Annotated in this window: 3 protein-coding genes and 1 pseudogene; all 4 read right to left on the reverse strand. The window is 67.5% G+C overall.

The window, feature by feature from the left end; genetic code table 11:
- Nucleotides 1-77: 77 nt before the first annotated feature.
- Nucleotides 78-230 (reverse strand): annotated as a pseudogene (locus tag P1P70_RS43685) (DUF6760 family protein); the annotation flags it as partial.
- Entirely contained in the window at nt 227-769 is a 543-nt protein-coding gene (locus P1P70_RS43690; RefSeq protein WP_319247934.1) for a hypothetical protein, read from the reverse strand. The gene P1P70_RS43690 and the pseudogene P1P70_RS43685, both read right to left, overlap by 4 nt.
- Nucleotides 769-1,212, reverse strand: a complete 444-nt coding sequence (locus tag P1P70_RS43695) for a phage tail protein (protein ID WP_033526822.1) — start codon at nt 1,210-1,212, stop codon at nt 769-771. The genes P1P70_RS43690 and P1P70_RS43695 overlap by 1 nt, the downstream gene beginning before the upstream one ends.
- 78 nt (nt 1,213-1,290) lie before the next feature.
- The coding region (locus tag P1P70_RS43700) for a phage tail sheath family protein (RefSeq protein ID WP_319247936.1) at nt 1,291-2,241 on the reverse strand (951 nt) is incomplete at its 5' end.

The raw sequence follows: 2,241 nt of genomic DNA on the forward strand, positions 1-2,241 counted from the left end.
TTTTTTTTTTCTATCCAAATATGGCATACGACTTTTTTTCCAGTCTCGTGTGCTCGGAGATTGTTATAAAAGACAGCCTCCGACCCGCCCCGGTACCAGAGGGACGCGATCTGTTCGGTGTAGCGGCGGCGGTCGTGGTGTTCGAGGTCGAGGATCTCCTCGAAGCTCCAGTGGAAGTGGAAGGCGACGTACGCGATCTCCTCGTGCAGCCGGTCGGTCGCGTACGTCACGATTCCCCCAGGCGGCTCCCGCCGAGTTCGACCTCGAAGGGCTCGGAGCAGTGGGGGCACTCCACGGCCGCGCGGGTGTGGCCCTCCGCGTTGACCTGCCGGTAGAAGTCCTGGAGGAACGCGAGGTCGGACGCGAACATGTTCTCCACGATCCCGTCGTGGACCATCGGCAGATTGCCCAGCCGGGTGATGACCCGGCCGAGCAGCACGACCGACAGGTACGCCGGGTTCTCCTGGACCCGGACGTCGCGCAGCGGGATCAACTCGTCCCGGGCGGTGGCGAGACGCATCACGCCCTCCCGGTGGACGTTCCCGGCCTCGTCGACGTACCCGCGCGGCAGTTCGAACGGGAACTCCGTCCGCAGCCGCTGCGCCACCGGCGCGACAGCCGGAGCCGGAGCCGACGCCGAAGCCAAGGCCGAAGCCGGTTCCGGCGCGGTGACGGGTGCGGCGGTGGTGGGGAAGGGGGACACGGCGGCAGCCGCTTCCTCCTGCCCCGTGACCGTCATCGCGCCCGCCCTGCCTGCCGTGCGCCGCATTACTCGATGACCAGTTCTTCGAAGACGATGGTCACGGTCTCGGTGAGCGCGGACGCCTCACCCGCCTTGAGGGTGCTCGCGTCGATCTTGCTGCACCAGGCGTTGCGCATGTTGTACCGCTTCACCGGATTGTTCTGATAATCCATCATGATGATCGACGCGTTCTTCCGCGCCGAACCCATCTGACCGTTGATCGAGTCGTTGATCCACGTGTTGAACGCGGCCGACTGGGTCATACCGCGGACCACGGTGCACTGCCCGTTCTTCTGCACACCGGGCAGAAGATTGACCTCGGGCCGGCCCTGCGCGGAGTTCTGCTGGTACGTGATGACGTCCTGTTCGAGGGTGAGGCCGCTGACCTCCGCGAGGTACTCGACCATCACCCCGTCGATCTGCAGGCCGAAATTGTGTGAAGTAAGGGCGTCACCCGGCGCGAGACTCATCTGTTCTGTGTCCTTCTAAAGGGGCAGGGAGGGGCAAGGGGCTTCAGCGAGAAAACGGGGGCGCGGGCCGCTGGCGGCCTACTCCTCCAGCTCCCCGCTGCCGCTGGAGAACTGGGCCAGCCGGAAGATCACGAACTCGGCGGGCTTCACCGGGGCGATACCGATCTCGCAGATGACCCGGCCGAGGTCGACCGACTCCGGCGGGTTGGTCTCCTCGTCGCACTTGACGTAGTACGCGTCCTCGGGCCGCTGGCCGAACAGAGCACCCTGACGCCACTCGTTGACCAGGAACGCGGAGACGTTGCGCCGGATCCGGGCCCACAGCGCGTGGTCGTTCGGCTCGAACACCACCCACTGGGTGCCGATCAGGATCGACTCCTCCAGGTAGTTGAAGTACCGGCGGATGTTCAGGTAGCGCCAGGCCGGGTCGGAGGACATGGTGCGGGCGCCCCAGACGCGGATGCCCCGGCCCGGGAAGGCGCGGATGCAGTTGACGCCGATGGGGTTGAGCAGGTCCTGCTCGCCCCGGGTGATCTGGAGTTCGAGGTCCACCGCGCCGCGTACGACCTCGTTGGCGGGCGCCTTGTGCACACCGCGCTCGAAGTCGTTGCGGGCCCAGACACCGGCGACATGGCCGCTCGGCGGGATGACGCGGGACTGGCCGCTGGCCGGGTCGAAGACCTTGATCCAGGGGTAGTACAGGGCCGCGTACTTGGAGTCGTAGCCGGCGGTCTCCTGGCGCCATACGCGGATCTGCCGGGCGTTGAGGCCGGGCGGCGGGTCGATGACGGCGACCCGGTCGCCCATCAGCTCGCAGTGCGCGATCAGACCGAGCTGGACCGCCTTGACGGCCTCCAGGTCGATCGCGCCGCGCTGGTAGGCGGCCATCAGGTCCGGCACCGCGACCATGGAGATCTCGTCCACGGCCTCCAGGCCGCCGAAGCCGGTGCGGTCGGCGGAGTCGCCGAGGTACTCGGCCGGGCCGGGGTGGGCGTCGTCGGTCGCGGCGGGCGCGACGGGGGCCGGGGC

The organism is Streptomyces sp. MB09-02B (assembly GCF_033794485.1).
In the GTDB taxonomy this organism is placed as follows: domain Bacteria; phylum Actinomycetota; class Actinomycetes; order Streptomycetales; family Streptomycetaceae; genus Streptomyces.